Source organism: Endozoicomonas sp., from assembly GCF_051008435.1.
Taxonomy (GTDB): Bacteria; Pseudomonadota; Gammaproteobacteria; order Pseudomonadales; family Endozoicomonadaceae; genus Endozoicomonas_A.
The window spans coordinates 1-19,546 of the sequence record NZ_JBPCXO010000344.1 but is presented as its reverse complement, the minus strand read 5'-3'; the positions used below and the strand labels follow the sequence as shown (position 1 = coordinate 19,546).

Annotated in this window: 15 protein-coding genes; 6 read left to right on the top strand and 9 right to left on the bottom strand. The window is 47.6% G+C overall.

Annotation, left to right across the window (positions count from 1 at the left end; genetic code table 11):
- Window positions 1–5 precede the first annotated feature (5 nt).
- Window positions 6–5,030: a pilus assembly protein gene (locus ACR2PX_RS17360; RefSeq protein WP_434000620.1), complete on the top strand. Its 5,025-nt coding sequence runs from the start codon at window positions 6–8 to the stop codon at window positions 5,028–5,030.
- A 2-nt stretch (window positions 5,031–5,032) separates the two neighbouring features.
- Window positions 5,033–5,467 carry a type IV pilin protein gene (locus ACR2PX_RS17355; protein WP_434000619.1) on the top strand — a complete coding sequence of 145 codons (435 nt, stop codon included), beginning with the start codon at window positions 5,033–5,035 and terminating at the stop codon, window positions 5,465–5,467.
- Window positions 5,468–5,523: 56 nt separating this feature from the next.
- Here ACR2PX_RS17355 and ACR2PX_RS17350 read toward each other — a convergent pair whose 3' ends face one another.
- A complete protein-coding gene (locus ACR2PX_RS17350) occupies window positions 5,524–6,384 on the bottom strand; it encodes a D-hexose-6-phosphate mutarotase (protein ID WP_434000618.1) in 861 nt (286 codons plus the stop codon).
- Window positions 6,385–6,530: 146 nt separating this feature from the next.
- On the opposite strand from ACR2PX_RS17350, the gene vapB reads away from it, so the two are divergent.
- Together vapB and vapC are read left to right on the top strand one after the other, a co-directional pair.
- Window positions 6,531–6,761 carry a type II toxin-antitoxin system VapB family antitoxin gene (vapB, locus tag ACR2PX_RS17345; RefSeq protein WP_434000617.1) on the top strand — a complete coding sequence of 77 codons (231 nt, stop codon included), beginning with the start codon at window positions 6,531–6,533 and terminating at the stop codon, window positions 6,759–6,761.
- Complete coding sequence (gene vapC, locus ACR2PX_RS17340; RefSeq protein ID WP_434000616.1) at window positions 6,758–7,162, top strand: type II toxin-antitoxin system tRNA(fMet)-specific endonuclease VapC; 405 nt, start codon at window positions 6,758–6,760, stop codon at window positions 7,160–7,162. The genes vapB and vapC overlap by 4 nt, the downstream gene beginning before the upstream one ends.
- 19 nt (window positions 7,163–7,181) lie before the next feature.
- Here vapC and ispH read toward each other — a convergent pair whose 3' ends face one another.
- From ispH to murJ, 7 genes are all read right to left on the bottom strand, one after another.
- Window positions 7,182–8,126 carry a 4-hydroxy-3-methylbut-2-enyl diphosphate reductase gene (ispH, locus tag ACR2PX_RS17335; RefSeq protein WP_434000615.1) on the bottom strand — a complete coding sequence of 315 codons (945 nt, stop codon included), beginning with the start codon at window positions 8,124–8,126 and terminating at the stop codon, window positions 7,182–7,184.
- On the bottom strand, window positions 8,123–8,593 hold the full coding sequence (locus tag ACR2PX_RS17330; RefSeq protein ID WP_434000614.1) for an FKBP-type peptidyl-prolyl cis-trans isomerase: 471 nt from the start codon (window positions 8,591–8,593) through the stop codon (window positions 8,123–8,125). The genes ispH and ACR2PX_RS17330 overlap by 4 nt, the downstream gene beginning before the upstream one ends.
- A gap of 252 nt (window positions 8,594–8,845) precedes the next feature.
- On the bottom strand, window positions 8,846–9,343 hold the full coding sequence (lspA, locus tag ACR2PX_RS17325) for a signal peptidase II (RefSeq protein WP_434000613.1): 498 nt from the start codon (window positions 9,341–9,343) through the stop codon (window positions 8,846–8,848).
- Window positions 9,344–9,489: 146 nt separating this feature from the next.
- The gene (locus ACR2PX_RS17320; protein ID WP_434000612.1) at window positions 9,490–10,317 is read right to left on the bottom strand and encodes a hypothetical protein; all 828 of its coding nucleotides are present in this window, start codon (window positions 10,315–10,317) and stop codon (window positions 9,490–9,492) included.
- Window positions 10,318–10,383: 66 nt separating this feature from the next.
- Window positions 10,384–13,215: an isoleucine--tRNA ligase gene (gene ileS, locus ACR2PX_RS17315; protein ID WP_434000611.1), complete on the bottom strand. Its 2,832-nt coding sequence runs from the start codon at window positions 13,213–13,215 to the stop codon at window positions 10,384–10,386.
- Between the two features lie 201 nt (window positions 13,216–13,416).
- Window positions 13,417–14,346: a bifunctional riboflavin kinase/FAD synthetase gene (ribF, locus tag ACR2PX_RS17310; protein ID WP_434000610.1), complete on the bottom strand. Its 930-nt coding sequence runs from the start codon at window positions 14,344–14,346 to the stop codon at window positions 13,417–13,419.
- Between the two features lie 180 nt (window positions 14,347–14,526).
- Window positions 14,527–16,110, bottom strand: a complete 1,584-nt coding sequence (gene murJ, locus ACR2PX_RS17305) for a murein biosynthesis integral membrane protein MurJ (RefSeq protein ID WP_434000609.1) — start codon at window positions 16,108–16,110, stop codon at window positions 14,527–14,529.
- Between the two features lie 285 nt (window positions 16,111–16,395).
- Between murJ and rpsT the strand changes: the two genes are divergently transcribed.
- Window positions 16,396–16,662 (top strand): 30S ribosomal protein S20, encoded by a 267-nt coding sequence (gene rpsT, locus ACR2PX_RS17300; RefSeq protein ID WP_062268589.1) that lies wholly within the window; start codon window positions 16,396–16,398, stop codon window positions 16,660–16,662.
- A gap of 143 nt (window positions 16,663–16,805) precedes the next feature.
- Complete coding sequence (locus ACR2PX_RS17295; protein WP_434000608.1) at window positions 16,806–18,107, top strand: hypothetical protein; 1,302 nt, start codon at window positions 16,806–16,808, stop codon at window positions 18,105–18,107.
- Between the two features lie 55 nt (window positions 18,108–18,162).
- On the opposite strand, the gene proB is transcribed toward ACR2PX_RS17295, so the two are convergent.
- Window positions 18,163–19,317 carry a glutamate 5-kinase gene (proB, locus tag ACR2PX_RS17290; protein ID WP_434000607.1) on the bottom strand — a complete coding sequence of 385 codons (1,155 nt, stop codon included), beginning with the start codon at window positions 19,315–19,317 and terminating at the stop codon, window positions 18,163–18,165.
- Window positions 19,318–19,546 lie beyond the last annotated feature (229 nt).

The window sequence follows — 19,546 nt, the reverse complement described above, 5'->3', positions numbered from 1 at the left end:
CCTCCATGAAACTTAAATCAATAAATATAACGCTACTTACGTCTCTTTTACTGACCTCCAGCACTTCAACCTGGAGTGATGATACCGATATTTTTTTGAGCAATCCTAATTATGACAGCTCAATTAAGCCCAATGTTCTATTCATCCTAGATAACTCAGGTTCGATGGATTGGTCACTTACAGATAACTACGATGCTGGCTATGGAGAAGACTCTCGTCTTGATGTTCTCAAACAGTCATTTGGCGACATTATGGCAAATGCATCTGATATTAATGCGGGCTTAATGAAATTGCACGCTCGATCAGGAGAATCAAGCCGACTTACTTTTCCTGTTTCGGATATTGATGCACTTTACGGTTCAGATATTCTTCTGGCTGGAACACCTGAACTTTTAGATTCGACTGACGATGCTACTGAGGATCTAACAACAGGAGCCGTAACCACATCTTCGAATATCCTGATTCTTGGTGAAGAAAGTAACCCTGCTATAAACGATCAAGAACAGACATATCAGCTTGAGCATTATTATGATAGCCCTGAAGGGCTAATTATAGATAGTTCAATCTGGTATAACACATCATACTATTCATTTTATAATACTCAATTGAATGGGCTTTATTTCAGAAATCTCGATATACCGCACAACGCTATTATCGAAGAGGCCCATATTAAATTTCGCAGCACGAATACCACAGATGAGTTTGTAGAAATTAAAATTGATGCGGAGCTGGCGAAAAACCCACAACCTATGGGACCAAACCATAGTAGTTATGGCCATAGAGCCCGAACTTCCGCTAGTTATATTTGGACTCCTGATGATTGGTCAGATAATACCAACGGAGAAACTGAAGATATATCAAATGTTATACAATCAATTCTAAATGATTCATCACTCAACTGGACTGCTGGTGAGAAGCTGAATAATCTGGCACTGTTTATGGAAGTCATTGGAGGGTCACCAGAAAATCGCCATATATATAAAGAACACGCTAATGGAAACAATGCAAACTCTGCCCCTAAGTTATATATAAAATATTCTGTACCCGAGAGCATTACAGAAAAAATAGCGGGTGTTCGCTTCCAGTCAGTTGGTATACCCAGTGGCTCAACAATTAACAGTGCAAAAATAGAATTTACCTCCACTGAGAATAGTTCTGACTCTGTCTCTCTTAATATCTATGCAGGAAAGCCGACGGGCAACCACAATACCCCATTTTCTCAAAGTCATCAGAATCTCAGCAGCAGGCAAAAATATGGCCCAATATCCTGGACCCCCGGAAGCTGGTCTGAGGGAACTTCCGAAGACCCTAGTGTTCATGAGGTCGATGTAGCAACCTTGCTTCAAGAGGTTGTTAACGATAGTAATTGGTGTGGAAATGACAGCAGCACCTTTTATATCAGCAAGAGCTCTGGCAGTGGAAACCGGACTGCCTACAGCATTGACGGAAACAATGCTAAAAAGCCTCGCCTTGTGGTTCAGTACACTCCACCCGCAAACGGAGCAGGTTGCATAACTTCTACCATTAATACACGTATTAATGGTTCAGATCAGGATGCCTATGAGTGGAACTCTAGCGGAGGTATATATTTATATAACAATGAAATCCGCATGGGTGGTAATTCCAGCACCTATTCTACAGGCGGTCTTCATTATCCAAGATTACCCCTGAAGAAAAATGCCACCATTCTGGAAGCCTATCTTGAGTTAACCTCACATAATAATAAATCAGGCAACATGTCTATCCGCATTCAGGCAGAGGATCAGGATACTTCGTCAGCATTTGCCAGTGGCTACAGAAATATCACACATCGCAGCAGCTTAACTTCTGCAAAGGCTGACTGGTCAATTCAGGAAAGCTGGAGTACTGGCACCACCTATCGCTCACCAGATATAAAAAATGTCATCACTGAAGTCATCAGCAGGAATGGCTGGCAGGCTGGCAATAATCTGACCTTGATCCTTAAGGCCACAGGTGGTGAACGACATGTAAGAAGTTACGACAATAGCCCCTCCTCTTCCCCTCGATTGATACTCAAAGTTGCAAACGGAGGCATCGACACAAGTGCAGGCTACAGAGTTAAAGATCATCTTGTATCCCTTGTTGAAAATATGTCGGCTGGAGGAGGAACCCCCATTGTTCCGAGCATGTACGATGCTGCCAATTACTACACAAGCAGCTTTGGAGGAAGCAACAGCCCCATCGTTAACTCCTGTCAATCTAACCATCTCGTATTACTGACTGACGGACAAGCAAATAGTAATACCAATACAGCCAAAAATGGTATTGCCAGCCTTATTGGCCAGACTTGTTCTGGAGATGCATACTACGATGGTGAAAAGTGTGGTAGATCTCTGGCAAACTGGATGGCTACGAATGATCTTGTCGATACTGTTGACTCTGATAACGTAGTAACCACTCACACAATCGCTTTTGCAACACAAGCTGATCAGAACGCCAAACAGTTCATGCAGAATTTAGCCTATCAGGGAAGAGACAGAACCAAGCCCGATAGCGAAGCAGGCTACTATGAGGCAAGCAACGCTCAGGATCTTGCAGATGCTTTCACTGACATCGTTAATGGCATTCTTGATAAGGAAAGTACTTTTGCAGCACCAGGCGTTGCTGCAAACTCATTCAACCAGTCCCAGCACTTGAACAAGATTTTCTACAGCGTCTTCAAGCCCTCTCTCACCGATCGCTGGATAGGAAACCTTAAAAAGTACCAGTTGCTCACTGACAGTAATGACTCCACAGAAATTTATGACGGAAGTACCCCCCCTTTACCGGCTATCGATCAGGAAACAGGTTTCTTTGCTGACGCTTCCAAGAGTTTTTGGAGCGCTACGCAAGATGGAAAGAATGTTGATGTAGGTGGTGCAGCCAGTCGTTTGAATTCTATAGACAACCGTAAAATTTTCACCTATGTCGGCCAGAATCCTGCCGGCACATCCATCTCTATTGCAGCCGATAGCCAACAACTGAAAGTAACGAATTCAAATCTGACACCAGACCTTTTTGGCCTGGACGATGCCAATGTTTCTAGAAGGAATGAGTTAATAAACTGGGTAAGAAACCCTAACACCTGGATGGGAGACCCCCTTCACTCAACACCTGCATTGGCAAATTACCGTTGTCGTAATCAAACTGAAGACAACCTCTACAGCTGCAGTGAAGAAAACCTAGAGCTTGCTCTGTTCATTGGAAGTAATGACGGAATGTTCCATGCATTCAACACCACCCCTATATCCGGTCAAGAGCACAACATGGAATACTTCTCGTTTATTCCACAAGAGTTGTTGCCAATACTGGATACTCTCGAGGAAGACAATACAACAAGCCGCGTACCTGGACAGCAAGGTCGACCCTATGGTTTGGATGGTGACATTACCTTATGGGTCAATGATTTAAATGGTAATGGTGTAATTTATGGTGGTGCAGACACTCTGGACTACGATGATGACAGCGATACTAAACTGATACCCAGCGACACTTTGAACCCTGGTGAGTTTATTTATGCCTATGTGGGTATGCGTCGCGGCGGACGCAATTATTATGCATTGGATGTAACGGATTTAAACAACCCTAAAATGCTTTGGTTTATTCGGGGAGGTGATGGTAATTTCAGTCGCCTTGGACAAACCTGGTCTAAACCCATTAAAACAAAAATTAGAATAGGCAAGACATTCGACAGCTCGACAGATAACAAAACCAGCAGTAACTTTACTGAAACCATCGATGTACTTGTCTTTTCGGGCGGCTACGATAACAGTCAGGATGCCTCTGCAATTTACAAGACAGACACAATGGGTAATGCAATATACATTGTTGATGCAAGTTCGGGAGAGCTCTTATGGCATGCAAGTCCTGATAATACTGCCTCACTAAAACTGGATAAGATGCAATACAGTATTCCTGGAGGGGTTAGCCTGGCGGATGTTCAGGGTGATGGATTCCCCGATCAGATTTTTTTCGGAGATACTGGAGGTCAGATTTGGCGCTTATACCTGAATCAGTGCATACCCATTTCAAATTCTGAAGGTGTATACAGCAACTCTCATTGCACTGTTACATCAAGAAGTGAATTGGATAATCTCGTCTGGCCAAGTGACTCTGACGACAGTGGTACTTGGGATACCGACGATGGTGTCATGGCATACATCGGTTATCCAACGGCTCAAGGCACATCTCAGACCATACAAGCACAGAACGCGCGCAAGTTCTATACTCGCCCCGATATTACAACTTTCGGAAGAAACGGACGCCTTAATATTGGTATTGCCATGGGCAGTGGAAAACGCTCTGACCCATTGGGAAGAATCAACCAGCATACTGAAGATCGCTTTTTCTTCATTACCAGTGAGGAGTTATACAACCCCAGTTTTAGTCCTGACAGCAACGACGGCAACCATAAGTCCAAACTATCTGTACCTGAACATACTATGTACAACGTGAATAATAACGATCTGGTAGAAATCAGTTACTCACAAAATAGTGATGGCGATCATGTGACATCTGTACCAACAGGCTCTGACACTCTTGAGAACGGTTGGTATCTCAGAATGTCGACCATACCTGGCTTGCATGAAAAAGTTCTGAGTGACCCCACTATTTATAACAGTGGAATTTATTTCAGCAGCTTTACACCCGAGTCGGATGCTACAAACACTTGTTCAGCAGTAACTGGCCGAAGTTGGGCATGGAAAGCAAGTCTGGACGGACACGTTATTGATCGCGACCGGATTAATACCAATGGTATTGTCGATGCCAGCGTATTCATTCGCTTACGAAAAGATGGAGCAACTCCTCCACCAGGTGGCGGTGGTGAAACTCCTCCTCCAGGTGGCGGTGGTGAAAATCCTCCTCCAGGTGGCGGTGGTGGAACTCCACCAGGTGGCGGTGGTGGAACTCCACCAGGTGGTGAACCATCAGGAAGCGACTCAACATGCCTGATGTTTAATGGAACCGATGGTGAAGAAGTAGCTTGCCCGAATTTTGAAGGCAGCAGTTACTGGAGACAGGTTAGATAGTCATGAAAGATGTAAAAACCAAAGAAGTAGGCTTCACCCTGATAGAGATGATGATTGTTATAGCAATCATTGGAATCCTAGCTGCAGTAGCAATTCCTAGCTATAACCAATACGTTCAGGATAACGCTACTACTGATGCGCGTGCTTCGCTTGTAGGGCTTGCAAATGCTATGGAAAGACACAGAGCTCAGAATGGTTCCTATCTAAGTGCTGCTGTTGGAGGTATAGATAATGGAGCACCTGATGTTTATCACAGACAAAGCCCTGAATCTGGCCAAGCAAACTTCAACCTTACTATTGCTGTTCCCAATGGAGCAGCTTACACCCTGACTGCAACAGCTACCGGTGCATCAGGGATAACTGCCGGAGACACCATAACTCTGACCTCCCTGGGACAACGAGGCGGCAGTGGAACTCTCGCCAACGCCTGGAACTAACCACAAAAAAAGCCCTCAGCAAAAATGAGGGCTTCCTACCTAAAACAAAAAACCAATCACTCAACAAAAATCTCAGCAGTCAAAACATGACTTTGCCCAGGCTCCAGCTCTACTGGAACTTGTGGGAGGGTGATAGTTTCTACACAAACCATGGACTTGTAATCATGAGTGGGCACATCATGCATTTTTTCAGCGCGAACCGGTCCTGGGTTCCAGACAACGGTACCATTGCTACCAGATTTCTTGATAGTGATTTTTCTGCCTAACCCCGGGTCGTGAAGGATGCAGGTTTCGGTGTCGTCAATATAGGTTCTGTCGACTTCCCCCTGTATGGTTACATCCCCTTCTTGAATACAGGCTCTACTCTCATCGGCTTCATCCAGATAACGCTCACCGTCCAAGCCTTCAATCCAGATCAGATCAGTGTTTGAAACAGTGAAATAGGTGTGTAAAGCCTGACTGATTTCTACTTTCTTCTGGCCAGTATTTTTAGAGGTCAGACTGATTTTTAATGTTTCACCCACGATTATTTCTATTCTCAAACCTGAATTCCCCTCCCATTCTGAAATACTTTCAATGGGCAGAGACAGCACCACTCTTGTTTCATCATTTTTCAGAGTTTCAGCCAGCTCCAGCTTCCAGAGTTCGGTGCGGGCAAAGCCATGATTGGGGCCACCTTCCTTTCGAGGGCCAAACCAAGGCCAGCATACAGGGACTCCACCACGAATCGCCTTACCCTCTGACATGTCTGCCAACGGGCTCATCCAGAGGACTTTTTCCTGACCTTTTGGCTGATAACTTAAGACCTGCCCCCCTTGCAGGGAAACCATCGCTTTGGCAAAACCGTTATCAATTTCAAGTACAGGCACAGCACCCATCATTCTTGGTTTGAAGGCAGAATCAGTTTGAAAAGTCATAGCGAAACTTCCTAGTTAGAAAAATCAGAATAACAAACCCACCCTGCATTAAAATGAAAGCAGCCACATTATTCTGACACTATCAGTTCACTCTGCTAATCTGTATATACACAGATATATATACCCTATTGAAATAAGGATTGATCATGGAAACAACCATTTTTCTCAACAACCAAACTCAATCGGTCAGAGTGCCTAAAGAACTGGCTTTCTCCAGTGACATAAAGAAAGTCAATATTCGAAAAGAAGGCAAATCATTAATCATTACACCCATCGAAAATACTTGGGATGATGTTTTTAAAAGGCTGGAAGCACTCCAGCCTGAACCCTTTGAACGAGATCAGGGAGAGCATCAAGAAAGGGAGCCATTGAAATGATCAGTTACCTCCTGGACACATGCACTTGCATCTATACGTTAAACAATAGACCCAAAGAAGTTGCACAAGCCTTAACAGAACACATCAATTCAGTAGCCATTTCAGCCTTAACCTACTACGAGCTAATGTATGGAGCCTTCCAATCCAATAACCCTGACAGACAGCTAAAAGCCATTGAGGCCTTTACTGCCCTTTTGCCTATCCTGAGCTTTGATCAAAGTGCTGCCAAGCACTCAGGGAACGTAAGAAGTGAGTTGAAAAAGCTTGGCACACCAATAGGTCCCGTAGATACTCTGATAGCAGGGCATGCTCTCAGCCTGAACCTCACTGTTGTAACCAACAATACAAAAGAGTTTGAAAGAGTATCAGAACTTCAGATAGAGAATTGGGTAAACACCTGAAGTCCTGCTAATTGATGTATCAGGCTTCTACAATCCGAAGCTCTTTAGGCATGGTGAAAACAACATTCTCTTCTTCGCCTTCAAGCTCTTCAGGCTCTTCTGCACCTAATTCAATCAAACGATTGATAACGCCTTTAACCAGCACTTCCGGAGCCGAAGCACCGGCTGTGATACCCAGGCTTTGTTTACCTTCCAGCCACGCAGGCTGAATATCGTCCGCACCATCGACCAGGTAGGCAAAGGCACCGGTTCTTTCTGCCAACTCACGAAGACGATTGGAATTAGAACTGTTAACAGAACCCACAACAAACACAGCATCGCACTCTGTTGCCAAAGCTTTCACAGCATCCTGACGATTCTGTGTGGCATAGCAGATATCATCTTTGCGTGGTCCCTGAATTTTCGGAAACTTGGCTCTCAAGGCATCAATCACCCGGGCGGTGTCGTCCATGGAAAGCGTTGTCTGGGTGACATAAGCAAGATGTTCAAGATCTTTCACTTCAAGCTTCTGTACATCGTCTTCTGTTTCAACGAGATACATTTTCCCGCCTTTGGAGTCATCGTACTGACCCATAGTACCTTCCACTTCGGGATGACCATCATGACCAATAAGTACACACTCCATGCCATCACGAGAGTAGCGAACCACTTCCATATGGACTTTTTTGACCAGTGGGCAGGAAGCATCAAAAACTTTCAGACCACGGCGATCAGCTTCCGCTTCAACAGCTTTGGATACACCATGGGCACTGAAAATGACAATCACATCATCCGGTACCTGATGAAGCTCTTCGACAAATATGGCGCCACGGTCTTTGAGGTTTTCTACCACAAACTTGTTGTGAACAACCTCATGACGCACATAGACAGGAGGCCCAAAAACATCCAGAGCCCGATTAACGATGTCGATAGCCCGGTCAACGCCTGCACAGAATCCCCGGGGATTTGCCAGCCTGATTTTCATGCCTCAGCACTCTTTTCTGGTGTATGAGTTGCTTGAGTGATATTCAGAATTTTCACTTCAAACAACAACTCTTTACCTGCCAGTGGGTGATTGAAGTCCACCTCAACATGGCTGTCTGTCAGACCTGTGACAACTCCAGCCAGCTCAGTATTGGCAGCGTCCGCAAATGAAACCACCAAACCTTCCTGCAGTTCCATATCGCCAGAGAAAGTGTCTCTGGAAAATTCCCTGATGTTCTCCGGGTTAGGCATACCAAAGGCACCAGCGGGTGGCACTCTGTAACTGCCCTGACCTCCCACTGACAAACCATAGATAACCTGTTCAAACCCCTTAGGCAGATTGCCATCACCGACGACAAAGGTGGCAGGCTGACTATCAAAGTTGCTGTCTACCACCTGCCCGTCTTCCAGCTTCAGAGCAAAGTGCAGAGTTACCTGCCTTCCTGGTCCTACCACAACATCAGACATTATTTTTCTAAACCTGCTTTCGAAAAATCCATTCAAAGACATTGGCAGCCGCATCCTAGGAGCCTGGCCGAGAATAGACAGCTCGGCCTAAAGTCCAGAAAGAACGGCCATACTTTCCACTCAATTTGTTTAAATAGGTCAACTATTCGCACAAATTGAGTGAAAAATTTGCCTCGTTCTACTGAACTTTATGCTCAAGCGCTATTCTCGGTCAGGCTCCTAGATGTCGGCCGCCTCATCATCCCATAAAACTCAGTTCTGACTGGTTTCCGGATGAGACCGGAACATATCCAGAATCAGCATGGCAGCTCCGATGGTGATCGCCACATCGGCCAGATTGAAGGATGGGAAATACCAGCCATCATAATACACCAGCAGAAAATCCACGACGTAGCCATTCATGACCCGATCATAGAGATTGCCCAGAGCACCTCCGAGTATCAGAGCCATTGAGCAAGCCTGCCAGCTTTCCTCTTTCTTCATCCGGATAAGCCAGCTGACCAGCATCAGGCTGACGACTGCCGCCACAGCAACAAAAAACCATCGTTGCCAGCCGCCCTGATCACTCAGAAAGCTGAAAGCAGCGCCGGTATTATAGGCCAGAGTCAGTGAGAAAAAGGATGGAATGACAGTCATCTGCTCATAAAGATAAAAGCTGTCTACTATGCGGTGCTTGACCACCTGATCCAGAATCAGAACCACTCCGCTGATCCACAACCAGTGGAGCATTCCCCAGGATTTGTTTCTCATACCATTGAGGCCCTGTTTTAAACTATTGTTCATTTGCCATGGGCACTAGCCTGTCCCAGTCTAAATCTTATGTCGAGTCACATAAATAACGATATGGTAACAAACCGAAATAGAAGATAATATTCTAAGACAATAACCAAAGAAACTTACCTTTCCACTGCCTGACTCGCTGCTCTTGTGGTCCAGAAATAGATAACCACCATATACAGTACAGCCACCAGAAGAGAAACGATTGTACCAAATTTCACCCCTAAAGAGGGATAGCTCCAGTGAATGGAATAGGCGTAGAGCACCAGTGAGCCCAATCCGTAGGGAAAATTCTTGATCAGTGTCTGAGCATGCAATGGTCCGTAAGTCTTATGAATAATTAATATCAGCGGAAAAACAGTGACAGGAAATGCACTGAACAGCCCTGACCAGGTCGCACCCACACTTTCCGCTACACCTGTAATCAGCAAAACAATCAATGTGGCAAGCACCGCCCTTATCAGCAGAAGCTTCCAACTGGAACGAGCTCGACCTTCAATCTTGATATTCTTTACAGGCGCCAGAAACCGTACAGACAGATAGATGCCTAAAAACGGCAGCAAGAGTGCGGTCAAATGATTGGCCGGGATGAACTTCAAGACCAGAGCAATGATCAGAAAGACCAGGACTGAAATGAGCGCTGCATAAAAAGCCGCCCCTTCTCTGATTTTCTGGCTGACCAGATACCAGCTGACTGCCAGCATTAGTGAAGCAACAAATCCAAGGCAAGTATGGAAAGCCCCCTCGGCTACAAAATCTGGCCCCTGATCAAGACCAATAAAATAAATGGTGATAGCCGTACCCAGAGGAAAACCCGACAGTACGCCCGCCACTCGGGTACTGACCCGTTCTGCAATGACCGAAAGAGCCATTACCGCCGCCACCGAGACCACTATTTTTGCCAATAGCAACGCCACTCGCATTCCCCCATTAACAGCCACGTGCATTAGCAAGTTCAGCTTAAAAAAATGCCCGAACAGTGTCGGGCATTTCTTCAGGCTTCATTCAAGATATCAGGCAAATTGTCTAACTTCGCCTTTACCCTCAACATTCTCTACACAACGCCCACAAAGAGTAGTGTGTGCTTCGATAGTGCCAACGTCTTCACGACGGTGCCAGCAGCGGTCACACTTTTCATGTTCGGACTTGCGAACCGCAACTTTCAGACCTTCAATATCAGTATCCACAGCGTCGGAGCCTGCTGCTTCTGAAAGAGGCTTCAGTTCAGCCTGAGAAGTTATCAGGACAAAGCGCAGCTCATCACCCAGCTTGCCCAGAGCTTCCAGCAGTTCATCATTAGCATACAAAGTGACTTCTGCCTCAAGACCACCACCGATAACGCTCTCTTTACGAGCATCTTCAAGAGCTTTGTTGACAGAATGCTTTACTGTCATGACTGAATTCCAGTAGTCACGACCCAACTCATCACCTTCCAGGCTTCTCAGGTCGTCATACCAGGTTTCCAACAGCACAGACTTACTGCGTTTGCCAGGGATAGCCTGCCAGATTTCATCGGCCGTAAAGCTTGTGATCGGAGCAATCCAGCGAGCAAATGCTTCCATAATATGGAACATCGCAGTCTGACAGCTACGACGCGCAAGGCTGTCTGACTGAGTCGTATACTGACGGTCCTTGATGATATCCAGATAGAAACCACCCAGATCCAGAGAACAGAAGTTATGCACTTTCTGATAAACATTCAGGAAGTTGTAACTGTCATACCCTTCAATGACTTCTTCCTGAAGGCGCATGGCACGATCAACTGCCCAACGATCCAGAGATAACATATCGTCCCAGGCCACACTGTCGGTTTCAGGGTTGAAGCCGTTCAGGTTAGACAGCAGGAAACGAGCCGTGTTGCGAATACGACGATAGCTGTCTGCCGTGCGCTTGAGGATCTCGTCAGATACAGTCATTTCTGCAGTGTAATCAGTCGCAGAAACCCACAGACGTAGAATATCGGCACCCAGGGATTTGAACACCTTCTGAGGTGCAATGACGTTACCCAGTGATTTCGACATCTTTCGACCATTGGCATCGACAGTGAAACCATGGGTCAACAGCTGCTTGTATGGAGGCACGCCTTTGGTAGCAATTCCGGTCTTCAGGGAAGACTGGAACCAGCCACGATGCTGGTCAGAACCTTCTACATAAATATCCGCAGGTGAACGCAAACCATCGCGACGATCCAGTACAGAATAATGAGTTACACCCGAGTCAAACCAGACATCCAGAGTATCCGTTACCTTAACGTAGTTTTCAGCATCTTCTGCTGACAGAAGGTCCGCAGGCTGCAAGTCAAACCATGCATCCATGCCTTCCTGTTCAACTCTCAGGGCAACCTTTTCTATCAGGGCAGAAGTCTCTGGGTGCAGCTCTTCGGTTTCCTTGTGGATAAAGAGAGCAATAGGCACCCCCCAGGTCCGCTGACGTGAGACACACCAGTCAGGACTCTGTCCCAGCATCGACTCCAAACGATTGCGTCCCCAGTCCTGAGTGAACTGTACATTATCCAGAGATTTCATAGCTGTTTTCAGCAGGCCTTCTTTCTCCATGCTGATAAACCACTGTGGTGTCGCACGGAAAATCAGTGGCGTCTTGGTTCTCCAGCAATGTGGATAACTGTGTACCATTTTGGCCTGAGCCAGCAGACGACCTTTTTCCTCAATCACGTCCACAATCTTTGGATCGATTTTGTAAACATGCTCACCGGCAAACAATTCAACATTACTGCGATAAATACCGGCATCGTCCAGATAGTTCAGTGTGTCTATGCCGTATTTTTTGCCGACATTAAAGTCGTCCACACCATGGTCAGGTGCTGTATGAACACAGCCTGTACCTGCATCCGTAGTGACATGATCACCCAGGATCAGTGGAATTTCGCGATGGTAGAAAGGATGAGCAACTTTTTTGCCTTCCAGTCGGGCACCCAGACTGCGGGCAATAATAGTGTAATCTTCAATGCCATAACGCTGCATGGCAGACTCAACCAGCTGCTCGCCCAGAATCAGTCGTGCAGGCTGACCGTTAACCTGACACTGTATCAAGGCATAACCCAGCTCTGCCCCCAGAGTCACTGCCTGGGATGATGGCAGAGTCCAGGGAGTGGTGGTCCAGATAACTACCGCAACTTCACCTTCACCCTGATCCTGAGTTTCAAAATCAAAAGCAGAAAGCAGTTCAGCTTCATCCAGAGCAGCGTAACGCACATCAATCTGGGTGGAGGTTTTTTCCTGGTATTCCACTTCAGCTTCAGCCAGAGCAGAGCCACCGACCACACTCCAGTAAACAGGCTTATAACCTTTTACCAGGTGACCATTGTCCGTTATCTTGCCCAGCGCCCGAATAATGTCGGCTTCGGTCTGGAAATCCATGGTCAGGTACGGTTTGTCCCAGGTGCCCAGGATACCCATGCGCTTAAAGTCTTCACGCTGGCCATCAACCTGCCTGGCAGCATACTCTCGACACTTGGCACGGAAAGTTTTGAAATCAACCTTGTCACCCGCCTTGCCCAGCATGCCCTCGACTTTGTGTTCGATTGGCAGACCGTGACAGTCCCAGCCTGGCACGTAAGGCGCGTCAAAACCGCTGAGGGTCTTGGACTTGATGATCATGTCCTTGATGATTTTATTGACCGCGTGACCGATATGAATGTTGCCATTGGCGTACGGAGGGCCATCATGCAGAATGAACTTGTCACGACCGTCAGACACCTTGCGAATCTCTTCGTAAAGCTCTTCGTCGTACCAGCGTTTGAGCATTTCAGGCTCACGCTTGGCCAGATTTCCACGCATCGGGAAATCAGTCTCCGGCAAGTTCAATGTATGCTTATAGTCGGTCATAGTTGGATCTCATCATCACACGTCTTGTGAACCAGACAGTTCGCGGGCTTAATTGCCAGACACAAATGTTCATAGCTCACAAAAGTCATCCCAAACTGTTTTAAGAACTTCCGTTCAGGGAAATCTGAACGACGTTCCTCGTCAATCTTCACTGCAACATTTTCCACCGTAGAGAATGGATGAAAAATGTTAATAAACTCATCAGGCTGTTTGGTGAAAGAAGCTTCTTGCGGCTTCTACATCATCAGCAATCGCTGCCTTGAGGGCATCCAGCGATTCAAACTTTTTCTCATTGCGGATCTTCTTGATAAATTCAACCCGCAAAGTATGACCATAAAGGTCACCCTGGTAGTCCAGAAGGTGCACCTCCAGCATGGCCCGGGTAGCATTCACGGTAGGCCTGACGCCCAGGTTCGCTACTGCATCATGGCTTCGCCCGTCTAACCATACCCTGACGGCAAACACGCCCTGTATGGGCAGTGTTTGCCTGCAGACACGGATATTTGCTGTCGGAAAGCCCAACTGCCTTCCCAACTGTTGGCCTTTAATGACACGCCCCATCATGGTAAAGGGACGTCCTAACAGTTTTTCTGCCGCTTCGAGATCCACACCCGTCAGCTGTTCACGAATCCGGGTACTACTGATACGGTCCATATCCATGGATACGGTTCGTGTATCACAGACTTCAAACCCGAACTGATCGCCCATTTTTCTCAGATGAGCAAAGTTTCCCTGCCGGTTCAGCCCGTAGCGGAAATCATCACCCACTATCAGATAGCGTATATCCAGCCCATCCACCAGTACCTTCATAACAAATTCGTCCGGTGTCAGGTTCTGCAGCTTCTGATTAAAAGGCAGACAAAGTACCTCATCAACGCCAGCTTCTTCCAGAAGAGTCAGTTTTTCTCTCAGACTGGAAAGCCTTGTCGGCGCCTGATCGCCCTGAAAATACTCCCGGGGCTGAGGCTCAAAAGTGATCACACAGACCCTGACGCCCAACTCGAAGGCCTGCTGTCGCAGTGTCTCCAGGATAGTGCGGTGCCCCAGATGAACACCATCAAAATTACCAATAGTCGCAACACAGGCGCGATGCTCTGGTCTGATATTGTGCATTCCGCGAATCAACTGCATTGGGCGGTTTATTCTCTGTTAGGCTGGCAAAAGCAGGGATTATATCTCAGGAGCGTTTTGGACTTAAGAGCCATGTTCATGAAATCACCGCTCTTTTTTCATGAGCTGACGGCTCAGCTCATGAAACTTAGCAAAGAACGCGTGACATACAGAAAAAATACACCTGCCAGATACGAGCGATCAATGCCTGAAATGAGCAGGTCTCACACCGGCAATTAACAGTGCCACCAGGTATACAGACAGCCCTGCAATGACAACCTTCGTCATTTCCAGTGCTCGCTGCCAGAGTGTTGCATCCAGCCACCAGACAGTATCACCTGCCATCCAGAGCAACAATAAAGCCATAGCCAGATTCGCAAAGAGCAAACGTCCCAAGAGCAGCAGCCAACCCGATTCTGGAGTCAATACCCCCGAGCGCTTTAATCCCCAGAACAACAACCCGGCATTCAAGAAGGCGGATAAAGTGGTAGCCAGAGCCAGACCAGCATGTTTGAGCCAGAAAACCAGCATCAAATTGAAAACCATATTGGCCACCATCGCCACAATGGCAATTTTGACCGGAGTCTTGGTGTCCTGTCGGGCAAAATAGCCCGGTGCAAGCACCTTAATCAGCATAAAGGCAATTAGCCCGAGAGAATAAGCTCTCAGACTCATACCTGCCATAATGACATCCCGGTTCTGCATTTCGCCATAATCAAACAATGTTGCCAACAAAGGCTCTGACAGAATAAATAACGCCACACCGGCAGGAACACCAATTAACAAGACAAGACGAATGGCCCAGTCCAGTGTTTTTGAGAACTGCCCTACGGAGTCCTCCGAATGTTTTCGAGAGAGACTGGGCAGTATCACTGTAGCAATGGCAATACCAAAAACACCCAGTGGCAACTCTGACAGGCGGTCAGAATAATAAAGCCAGGACACACTCCCGGTTTCCAGAAAAGAAGCCAGTACGGTATCCAACAATAAATTAATCTGGCTGACCGATACCCCGAATAGTGCAGGAATCATCAGTTTCATGATTCGCCTGACACCTTCATGCTTATGATCCCATTTTGGAGCAGGCAGCAAACGAATCTGTAAAAGGAAAGGAATTTGCATGAGCAACTGAGATACGCCGGCTATCACAACCCCCCAGGCCAAAGCCATAACAGGCTCATCAAACCAGGGCGTCAGAAACAGTGTGGCGCCAATCAGGCTGAGATTCAGCAGAACCGGGGTAAAAGCAGGCACTGCAAACCGGTTATAGCTGTTGAGAATGGAGCCAGCCAGGGCCGTCAATGAGATCAGCAAGAGATAAGGAAAAGTAATTCTCAGCATCTCTCCGGCCAGCAAAAGCTTTTCAGGGTAATCCATGAAACCGGGAGCAAACAGGCGGATCAATATCGGGGAGGCCAGCATACAGATCATTGTGACCAGCAGCAGAAAAACAGCCAGAGTGCCGCTCACCCGACTGACCAGGTAACGTACCTCATCGAAGCTGCGCTGGGTGCGATACTCTGATAACACCGGAACAAAAGCCTGAGAAAAAGCCCCTTCCGCAAACAGCCGACGAAGAAAATTCGGAATTTTAAAAGCAACAAAGAAGGCATCGGCCGACGCAGTGGAACCAAAGTACCCAGCAATAACCACATCCCGAGCCAGTCCCAACACTCGGGAAAGCATGGTCATTATGCCCACCACCAGGCTCGATCTCAGCAAACTGGGCGATTTCCCCCCGCCCCCGCTCTTCTGAGGGCTTTCTGATAAGTTCTCTGTGGACATTCAGGTCGCTCAAACGATCAAAAACCGGCAATACTACTCAGTTGTCAGAACCATTAACAGCATCATGCGGGTTTGCGCGCTATAACGTCAAGAAGCCTTATTGACAACCCCAGTCCAAATAGGCATGATTCCGCGACTTGACTGTATGGGTATGGCACTGGTGAAACCCTTGCCCGGGGGATTTAACCAGTGACGCGGCAAACTCCATACTCCAACAGGGTGCCCGAAGCAGCCCTGTTTAAAGACAGTGCAAACGGTTAATTAAGATTCTTAGGAGCACCACAAATGGCTAACTCACCATCCGCCAAGAAGCGCGCCCGTCAGGCTGAACAGCGTCGTACTCACAACGCTTCCCTGCGTTCCATGGTTCGTACTTCCATCAAGAAAGTAGTTCGCGCCATCGAAGCTAAAGACGCTGAGCTGGCTAAAACTGAATACACTGCGGCTGTGCCAGTGATCGACCGTATGGCCGACAAAGGCATCATCCACAAGAACAAAGCTGCTCGTCATAAAAGCCGCCTGAATGCACAGATCAAAGCTCTGTCTGCATAATTGTGTGCCCTTGCTATGCAAGGGCATGATAAAAAAAGCCGGTTTTTACCGGCTTTTTTTATGCCTTTACAAATTGAAACTTAAAATTCACAACTATACTTCCGCATTGTTTCTTCCTACCCCTCTCAACGAGGATCTTAACCATGCGGTTTGTTTATTCCTTATTCTTACTAGCTCTCACCTGTCTCACCACAACACTCTCTTACGCCTCGCCCACCCCAGAGCAGAGCACTCTGGTATTTTGCGCCCCGAAAGGCACCGCTACTGAAATGATTACTGAGATGGGGGTAGCCAAATTTGACTACCGAATAAACCCCGTCGAGGCTGCCGCGATAGCACAAAAGACAGTATCAGACTTCCCCACACTCCCCAACGTCGTCTGCACAGGCGAGCTTTCAAAGATCAGGGCCAGTGTCAAAATTGACAATAACACGGTCGCCAGCAGCGCTGATCAGGAAACCCTTCAGAAGATCTCTGACGCCTTTACGAGAGCCGACTTGGAACTCACCACCCTGAGCTCCAGAGACGGTTACGAGTTCACTTACCGCACCATCCCTGCAGAGGACACTATAGAGATCTTCAAGCGATCTAACGACATGATGCCCCCGGAAGATATGGAGAAAGTGAAAAGATCTGGCGACATGATGCCTCCAGAAGATACACAGGAGAAAATTAAAAGGTCTGGTGACGTGCACTTGGATCAGAAAGGCTCCACCGTTTCAAGCAGTGGGCTCAGCAGCCTGATAAGCAGAAACACCGGTATGCTTCTCTTGATTCCACCTCTGGTCTTCACCATGAGCGGAACGCCCGAATACACCATTTACTATGTACTGTCATTAGCAGTAGGTATTTCATTCCATCAGACAGGTGTCTGGAACTCACTCACCATACTGGCAATGAACACCGCCGGCATTGCAGCTCAAGCAGGCCTTCTCTACCAGCAAAACGAGGGGGCAGACTATGATAACGGCTGGGAGACTGGAGGATACGCCCAAGCCTCAGTAAAAGAAGAATACCAGAAGCTACGTACTGCAAAAGCAGACCACGCCACCGTACCCATCACGTCATGGGCCGTTCTGAGCCAACAAGTTGCCATAGGTGCATTTACCGTTAACTCCATTAGAACAGCCGCAGCCAAGTACTTTGGTATGACCTCAACTCAGGCCATGGGCTTTGCACTGGCTCAGGCCGGTTTTAATATTGTCTTCGAGAGAGCTACAGGTTACCCACTGGAAGACTGGATCCCCATTTTCAACTACGACGAAAACAGCGATCGCATCAGTGCAAGAAACTGGCCTTATTACGGCAAAAAGTTCGTAGCCACCAACTTCCTCATGATTGGCTGGGCAGCCAAACAATCAAAATGGATTGCGGGTAAGGCTGGCTGGATTGGCGGCCACTTAGGAAAAGCTGCGACCTTAATGTGGAAAAAGAAACAGAAATAACAGTATGAGAACTGGGATCAGATCATGAAGCCTCATATCTGATCCCACTGCAGAATTAATGTCCGTCGAGCACCATGTCGAGCACCATGTCGAGCACCATATTGTCTCGATGCAAAAGCTCAGGCTCGCCCGAATAACCTAACAGCTCACCAATCATATGGCTGGGCTTGCCGATAATCTTCCGGGCTTCATCGGATCCATAATTGATCAGGCCACGAGCCACTTCATGGCCTGACTCATCAACGCAAGCCACCATCTCGCCACGCAGAAAGCAACCCTCTACAGCCTTTACTCCCACAGCAAGAAGACTCTTACCCTGGTTTTTGAGCACATTTACCGCTCCCGCATCCAGCACCAATTGACCAGAGGTCTGCATATGCCCCTGCAACCACTGCTTGCGAGCAGCCATTCGCTCATGCTCCGGAGTCAGCAGAGTTCCCAAAGCTTCCTGCTCATAAAGACGACGAATGACATTATCGATCTTGCCACCCACGATTACCGTCGCCGCGCCTGAAGCCGCTGCCTGACGGGCTGCCCGGAGCTTGGTTTGCATGCCTCCACGACCCAGGCGACCACTGCCACCACCGGCCATTGCATCCAAAGCTGAATCCTTAGCCCGAACCTCACTCATCAATTGTGCATCCGGATCTTTGCGAGGATCAGCGGTATACAAACCGTCCTGATCCGTCAGAATCACCAGAACATCTGCTTCCACCAAATTGGCAACCAAAGCCCCGAGAGTATCGTTGTCACCAAATCGGATCTCATCGGTCACAACAGTATCGTTCTCATTAACAACGGGAACCACGCCCATATCCAGTAAGGTTCTGAGAGTACTGCGAGCATTAAGATATCGCTGACGATTACTGTGGTCAGCATGAGTTAGCAAGACCTGCGCCGGCTGAACATTACGCCTCTGAAAGCTGCTCTCCCAGGTTTGAACCAATCGCGTCTGACCTACCGCAGCAGCAGCCTGAAGTTCATTCAAAGCGGTCGGTCGCTCCTTGCACCCGAGCTTTTCCATACCCGCCGCTACCGCTCCGGATGACACCAGAACCAGCTCAATACCCTGACTGCGCAGTTCGCACAACTGATCAACCCAGCCATCAATCTGGTCAATGGCCAGACCGCGCCCTTCATCGGTTAACAGGGCACTGCCTATTTTGACAACCCAGCGCCGGGCTGTGTTCAGCCTGCCACGCTCACTCATGCCTCTCTCCTGCACTTTTTATCGTGAAAAGCACTCTGCTACGTCAACTTTTTCTATCCTGGTCGTTTCAGGATTAAGCAAAATGCTTTTCTTCGCTCATGGCTTTTCTTCGCTCATGGCTGTTCTTCGCTCATGGCTGTTCTTCGCTCATGGCTGTTCTTCGCTCATGGCTGTTCTTCGCTCATGGCTGTTCTTCGCTCATGGCTGTTCTTCGCTCATGGCTGTTCTT

Coding starts and splice junctions, on each gene's coding strand:
- ACR2PX_RS17360 (WP_434000620.1), top strand. CDS start 6: ATGAAACTTAAATCAATAAATATAACGCTACTTACGTCTCTTTTACTG.
- ACR2PX_RS17355 (WP_434000619.1), top strand. CDS start 5,033: ATGAAAGATGTAAAAACCAAAGAAGTAGGCTTCACCCTGATAGAGATG.
- ACR2PX_RS17350 (WP_434000618.1), bottom strand. CDS start 6,384: ATGACTTTTCAAACTGATTCTGCCTTCAAACCAAGAATGATGGGTGCT.
- vapB (WP_434000617.1), top strand. CDS start 6,531: ATGGAAACAACCATTTTTCTCAACAACCAAACTCAATCGGTCAGAGTG.
- vapC (WP_434000616.1), top strand. CDS start 6,758: ATGATCAGTTACCTCCTGGACACATGCACTTGCATCTATACGTTAAAC.
- ispH (WP_434000615.1), bottom strand. CDS start 8,126: ATGAAAATCAGGCTGGCAAATCCCCGGGGATTCTGTGCAGGCGTTGAC.
- ACR2PX_RS17330 (WP_434000614.1), bottom strand. CDS start 8,593: ATGTCTGATGTTGTGGTAGGACCAGGAAGGCAGGTAACTCTGCACTTT.
- lspA (WP_434000613.1), bottom strand. CDS start 9,343: ATGAGAAACAAATCCTGGGGAATGCTCCACTGGTTGTGGATCAGCGGA.
- ACR2PX_RS17320 (WP_434000612.1), bottom strand. CDS start 10,317: ATGCACGTGGCTGTTAATGGGGGAATGCGAGTGGCGTTGCTATTGGCA.
- ileS (WP_434000611.1), bottom strand. CDS start 13,215: ATGACCGACTATAAGCATACATTGAACTTGCCGGAGACTGATTTCCCG.
- ribF (WP_434000610.1), bottom strand. CDS start 14,346: ATGCAGTTGATTCGCGGAATGCACAATATCAGACCAGAGCATCGCGCC.
- murJ (WP_434000609.1), bottom strand. CDS start 16,110: ATGTCCACAGAGAACTTATCAGAAAGCCCTCAGAAGAGCGGGGGCGGG.
- rpsT (WP_062268589.1), top strand. CDS start 16,396: ATGGCTAACTCACCATCCGCCAAGAAGCGCGCCCGTCAGGCTGAACAG.
- ACR2PX_RS17295 (WP_434000608.1), top strand. CDS start 16,806: ATGCGGTTTGTTTATTCCTTATTCTTACTAGCTCTCACCTGTCTCACC.
- proB (WP_434000607.1), bottom strand. CDS start 19,317: ATGAGTGAGCGTGGCAGGCTGAACACAGCCCGGCGCTGGGTTGTCAAA.